Source organism: Streptomyces sp. UNOB3_S3, from assembly GCF_020740895.1.
In the GTDB taxonomy this organism is placed as follows: domain Bacteria; phylum Actinomycetota; class Actinomycetes; order Streptomycetales; family Streptomycetaceae; genus Streptomyces.
Genome location: NZ_JAILXP010000428.1, coordinates 1 through 5,653, shown reverse-complemented (window position 1 = coordinate 5,653; position 5,653 = coordinate 1). Strand labels below are relative to the sequence as shown.

6 protein-coding genes are annotated in these 5,653 nt (G+C 70.1%); 2 read left to right on the top strand and 4 right to left on the bottom strand.

Annotation, left to right across the window (positions count from 1 at the left end; translation table 11 throughout):
* The 4 genes from K6I33_RS30790 to K6I33_RS30775 form a co-directional block, all read right to left on the bottom strand.
* On the bottom strand, positions 1 to 1,349 hold a 1,349-nt coding region (locus K6I33_RS30790), incomplete at its 3' end, for a type IV secretion system protein (protein ID WP_229357833.1).
* Between the two features lie 36 nt (positions 1,350 to 1,385).
* The gene (locus K6I33_RS30785) at positions 1,386 to 2,069 is read right to left on the bottom strand and encodes a hypothetical protein (protein ID WP_374286210.1); all 684 of its coding nucleotides are present in this window, start codon (positions 2,067 to 2,069) and stop codon (positions 1,386 to 1,388) included.
* A complete protein-coding gene (locus K6I33_RS30780) occupies positions 2,066 to 2,374 on the bottom strand; it encodes a DUF6112 family protein (RefSeq protein ID WP_238492257.1) in 309 nt (102 codons plus the stop codon). The genes K6I33_RS30785 and K6I33_RS30780 overlap by 4 nt, the downstream gene beginning before the upstream one ends.
* Before the next feature lie 123 nt (positions 2,375 to 2,497).
* The gene (locus K6I33_RS30775; protein WP_229357831.1) at positions 2,498 to 3,646 is read right to left on the bottom strand and encodes a C40 family peptidase; all 1,149 of its coding nucleotides are present in this window, start codon (positions 3,644 to 3,646) and stop codon (positions 2,498 to 2,500) included.
* A 529-nt stretch (positions 3,647 to 4,175) separates the two neighbouring features.
* Here K6I33_RS30775 and K6I33_RS30770 point away from each other — a divergent pair.
* Together K6I33_RS30770 and K6I33_RS30765 are read left to right on the top strand one after the other, a co-directional pair.
* Positions 4,176 to 4,931, top strand: coding sequence for a site-specific DNA-methyltransferase (locus tag K6I33_RS30770; protein ID WP_229357830.1), 756 nt, complete (start codon positions 4,176 to 4,178; stop codon positions 4,929 to 4,931).
* Between the two features lie 195 nt (positions 4,932 to 5,126).
* Positions 5,127 to 5,653: DUF4913 domain-containing protein (locus K6I33_RS30765; RefSeq protein ID WP_229357834.1), on the top strand; the 527-nt coding region annotated here is incomplete at its 3' end.

The window sequence follows — 5,653 nt, the reverse complement described above, 5'->3', positions numbered from 1 at the left end:
CCGTTCACCGAGTCACCCGCGTGCGGTGCGGGCGGGGCGCCTTGCGGCGGGGGTGTCGCGCTGGTCGGCGTGACGGTCATCCATCCGCCGCCTTGGCCGGATGCGGCTGCGGATCCCGGTCCGCCGTGGCCGCCTCCGCCCGGGCCGGGGCCGCCGCCGAACTGTCCGCCGGTGTCATCGGTCGGGCGGGTCGGCGGGGGCTGAACAGCCTTCTCCAGACCGTTCGTCAGGCCGCCGCCGGAGGAACCACCGGATCCGCCCTGGTTGCCGCTCTGTCCGCCGCTGCTGGTGGGGGCGATGTCACCGGGGAAGCCACCAGGGATTGCGTCGGGGCCCTGCGGTGCTGCGGCGCCTCCGGCGGCGGCGCCACCGGTTCCGGCCGCAGCCACGGCCTGGGCCCCCTTGCGGGCGGCGCGTTCGGCGTGCTGTTTGGCGATCTGGGCACCGGCGCCGCCGGCACGGTGGATGTCCTCGCCGCTGGTCCCTTCTGCGGCCCAGTGCACGAACTTGAACGTGGCGTACGGGCAGAGCAGCACCAGGATCATGATGACGATGCCGGACATGACGTCGGCGAGCGCGCCGAGGCCGTCCTTCGCTTCGGTCTTGCCCATGGCGGAGATGCCCAGGAGGAAGATCACGGTCATCAGCAGTTTGCTGCAGATGAGCGTGGCAGTGGCTTCGATCCAGCCCCGCCTCCAGCGGCGGGCGACTTCCCAGCCGCCGCCTGCTCCGGCGAAAATGGCGAGGGTGACCATGACGAGGATGCCGACCTTGCGGACCATCATCACGCACCAGTACAGGAAGGCTCCGATCGCGGCTCCGAGGCCGCAGAAGGCGCACACCAGCCAGCCGAGGGGGCCGAGGGCGCCGAGCTGGGAGACCTTGACCATGCGCCGCACGGCGTCGGACAGCGAGGAGTCCGCTGCCTTGAACAGGCCGTCGGAGAGCGCGTCGACGACTTCGATGGCGACGGTGGTGGCGGCGATGGCGGAGAAGGCGAACAGGACGCCGGACATGGTGCCGGTGAACGCTTGTCCCAGGGCTTGGCCGTCGCGTCTGACCGCGGCCCGGATGAGCTGGGCGCAGAAGGTGGCGACGAGGAGCACGAGGCCGATCGGAAGGATTAGCTCGTAGTTGCTGCGGAACCAGCCGGCTCCCAGGTCGATGTTGGTCGTCTTGTTGACGGCCTCGGCGGCGAGATCGGCCGCCGCGGCGGCCAGCTGGCCGGTGGATTTGGCGATCCAGTTGCCGATGCCTTCGGTGATCGCCTTGCCCGGGTCGGACACGAAGTCGATGGCGTCGGCCGCGGCGCAGACCTTGCCCGCGATGGGGATGGAACAGAAGTCCACTGAAGACGTTTCCTCCTTTCTTGGGTCAGTGGCCCGTCACGGGGCGACGCGGGGTGCGAGGGAGACCAGGGAGCAGTCGTGCGAGGGACGGCACTGCACGGCGAGGGTGAGCGAACGGTCCTCGGCCCCGCCCCCGCCCTTCTTCCAGCTGATCTGCTGCTTGCCGGTGACGGTGACGGCGTAGATGTACGCCTCGGTGATCGCGGAGGGGTTCTCGGCGAGGGCCTGCTTGAACGCCGACGGGAAGTGCGCCTCGGTGATCTGTGCGGTGGCGTACTGGGCGTTGTCGGCCATCCGCGACCACAGCACCGGGTCCGGGACCTGAGCGGAGAGGGAGGACCAGTCGGTGTACTTGGTCTCCGTGGTCATCCACGCGTTCATGCCGGCCAGTTGCTGGTCGCGGCTGGTGGTGCGGGTGTCGTAGGACCACAGCATCACGGCGGCGGCCTTGGCGTAGGCGAGCGGGTCGGCCAGCTGCGGGGGCTTGGGCACCGAGCCCGTCCCGGGTGCCGGCTTCGGCGCGGACTCCGACACCGAGGCGCTGCCCGGGGAGGGGACGCCGGTGTCGTCGTGGCCCTGGCCGCCGCTGCCGCTGGCCCAGGCGGCCAGGCCGGCGACCGTGAGCAGGACAGTCAGCACGAAGACGCCGACGAGGACACGGCCCTTGGCGGACCAGGCGGTGCCGTAGCCGGAGAGGGGCGAGGGGAAGCGCGGCATCAGTGGACCTGCGCCCCCAGCGCGGAGAAGAAGGCGACGATACCGTTGGCCGCGCCGAGGCCGAGGGCGGCGCCGGCCGCGACGACGGCGCCCTTCTTGCCGTTGGCTTCGGCCTGGTGGCCGCCGGTGTGGTGGCCCCAGGCCCACACGCCGAGCGAGACGGCCAGCGCGCCGACCACGGCCACGATGCCGAACAGGTTGATCGAGCTGACCACGTTCTTCAGCACCGACAGGCCGGGCAGGCCGCCCTCCTTCGGCGTGACGCCTGGGTCGTAGGCGAGGACGATGACGCGGTCTGCGACAGACATGGGTATGGCAGAACTCCTTGCAGACGCGGGGACGTTGACCAGTCCGCGGTGAGAGGGGAGAAGAAGAGGGGACGGCGGCACCCGGGCGGTATCAGGGGCACCGGCCCGAGGCCAGCAGGCGCGTCAGAGGACCCGGCGGGCGGCGAGGACGTCCCAGTCCTTGACCGGCTCGATCCGCACGGGCTTGGTGGTGCGCGGCGCGTTGATCACCAGACCCGCGCCCATGTACATGCCGACGTGTTCCGGGACGGCGGCCGTCCCGCGCGTGAACAGCAGGTCACCCGGCTGGAGGCTCTTGGGCGAGACGGGCTTGCCCTCGTTGACCTGGGTGTAGGTGGTGCGGGTGAGCTGGACGCCGGCGTGGGCGTACGCCTGCTGCATCAGCGAGCTGCAGTCGCACCGGCCCATCGGGTCGGGGCCGTGCGGGTTGGTGCACTCGCCGCCCCACTGGTACAGCGTCCCGAGCTGGTGCATCGCCCACTCGATGGCCTTACGAGCCTTGGGGTTGGCGTCCTGGGGGATCGTGTAGCCCTTCGGGACGGAGCCTTCCGGGATCGGCCCGTACCCGGATCCGTCATCGCCGGGCTTACAGCCTCCGCCCGCGCTCGGCGCGGGGGTACCGGTGCCCTGGCCCTTCGCGTCCTTGCTGGCCGTGGCGTCCTTGCCGCCGCCGGGCAGGGTCTTGGCGATGGCCTGTTGCAGGGCACGGGCCAGCGGTTCCCACTGGGCGTACGCGTCGGGAAACCCTGATGCCTGGACGGCTTGGGCGGCCTGGGTGACGGTCATCTGCTGCCAGCCGTGCACCTCGAGCAGGGCCTTGTAGAACCGGGTGCTCGCGTGGACGGGGTCGCGGACCTGCTCGGGCGTGCCCCACCCCTGGCTGGGGCGCTGCTGGAAAATCCCGAGCGAATCAAGGTCGCCGTAGTTGAGATTGCGGATGCGGGATTCCTGCATCGCGGTGGCGAGGGCGACGATCTGCCCGCGTTCGGGCACCTTCAGAGAGATGCCGGTGGCCACGATCGCCTTCGCGTTCGGGATCTGCTCCGCGGGCAGCTCCAGGCCCTCGACACGGACGTCCTTGCTGGAGCCCTTGCCGCCGAGGATCGAGGCGACCTGCTTGGCGACGGCGTCGGTGTCGACGTCCGCACCGGTGGTGCAGTTCGCGAATTGGGAGTGTGCACCGCCGGATCCGGCCGCGGCGGTCGCCGCGGCGCCGGCGATCAGGAGAGGGGAGAGGCAGGCGACGCCGAGGACGGCGGCTATGCCCTTCAACCCGTGCCGCCTCCCGGCAGGCGCTCGTGACGCGGTGGCCGGATTTCAGGCAGGGGAGGGTAGGGGTGGGTCACTGCGGTGTCCTTCGAAGTGAGCCCCGGCCGTGCATGCGCGAAGCGTGGAAAGGGTGCGGTGGCCGGGGTGGTGGGTGAACCGAGGCCGGCAGGCGGACACGAGTTGCCGCTCGTGCCCTGGGCCGGACGGGCAGGTCAGGTGGACCAGGGCATGGCGAACCTCCGTGAGGAATGAGAGAGAAGAAGCCAGCGGCGGTGTGCGCCGGGCGGTTCCAAAACAGTAAGCGGCGATCCCCGGTTGACGAAATAGTCGGCGATCAAGGTTTGATCCCGGGCGCTTTTGATCAGCGATACAGCTCAACCGGGAATCCTGCCCTACAGTTTTGATTCCCTCCCCCTCGCGCCCCGCCTCATCGGCCTGCGGGCTTCGTCCTGCCCGCACTAAGCCGCGGGAATCACACGCGAGCCGGAGCAGCTCTCCCTCTCACTACCCAACCCGGATTGGGGTTCCCCCTTTGCCTTTTTCCCTGCACCAGGGCGACGCACTGAGCGTGCTGTCCGGCCTGCCGGACAACTGTGTCGACTCCGTCATCACCGACCCGCCCTACAACTCCGGCGGCCGCACGGCGAAAGAGCGTACGAGCCGGACCGCGCGGCAGAAGTACACCTCCGCCGACGCCGGCCACCAGCTGCCGGACTTCACGGGCGAGAACATGGACCAGCGCAGTTACGGCTTCTGGCTCACCCAGACCATGACCGAGGCCCACCGCCTCACCAAGCCAGGCGGCACCGCACTGCTGTTCACCGACTGGCGGCAGCTGCCCATCACCACGGACGCGATCCAGGCGGCGGGCTGGCTGTGGCGCGGGGTGCTGGCCTGGCACAAGCCGCAGGCCAGGCCGCAGAAGGGACGCTTCACGCAGAACTGCGAGTTCATCGTCTGGGCGTCGAAGGGCGCCATCGACGGATCCCGCAATCCGGTGTACCTGCCGGGCCTGTACACCGGCTCGCAGCCCTCGGGGAAGAACCGGCAGCACATCACGCAAAAGCCTGTGGAGGTGATGCGCGAGCTGGTGCAGATCGCTCCGCCGGGCGGCACCGTCCTGGACTTCTGCGCCGGCTCCGGCTCGACGGGCGTGGCCGCCCTGATGGAGGGCCGGGACTTCATCGGCGTGGAGAAGACCCAGCACTACGCCGAGATCGCCGCCGACCGGCTCACCGAGACCCTGCGCCAGACCCTCACCCAAGACGACGTCACGCTCACCGCCTGACCCGCCGCCCGGCGTACGGCCCGCGAGACCGACCACCGTGTTCCGCGCCGTACGCCGGGCGTTATAGCAGGGCATCCCCGGTTAGCGAAACCGGGAATTTCCCGGAGAGTTGGGGCCGAATTCCACGACTCACGGCTGCGGCTGCAAGGAGACCCATTCGTGCCTGAATCCGTCGACCCCCACGACGAAGGGGAAATGGAGCCGATCCGGCTTCCGGACACCAACCTGGAAAGCATCGAGGCCAGCGTCCGCAAGCTGATGGAGCAGTCGGTCGAGCAGGCCCGGCAGCTCGACCACCTGGCCGCCGCGCCCGCCCCGTCCCCCTCGCCGTTCGCCGCCTTCGGCATGCCGGGCCTGCCCGGCATGCCGCCGCTGCCCACCGCGCCGCCGGAACCGCGCCCGATCCTGGAACTGGAGGGCGAGGAGTACGAGAACGAACTGGACGCCCTCTCCGACTGGGTGAACGACTTCCTGATGCCCACCTACGGCGCCGAGGTCACCACCGCCTGCCCGTGGTGCCAGCAGTGGCAGGAGCACAACGACGTCGTGGCCTGGCTGCACGCCCTGTGGATGGCCTACCAGCAGCACAAGGACCCCGAAGCTGGCCCGTCAGGCCCCTTCGTGTGGCACCGCGACTTCCTCACCCACGCCATGACCACCGTCCGGGCACCGGGAGGACCGCTCTCGGCGTGCATGACCGACCCCGACCGGCCCGCCCACCG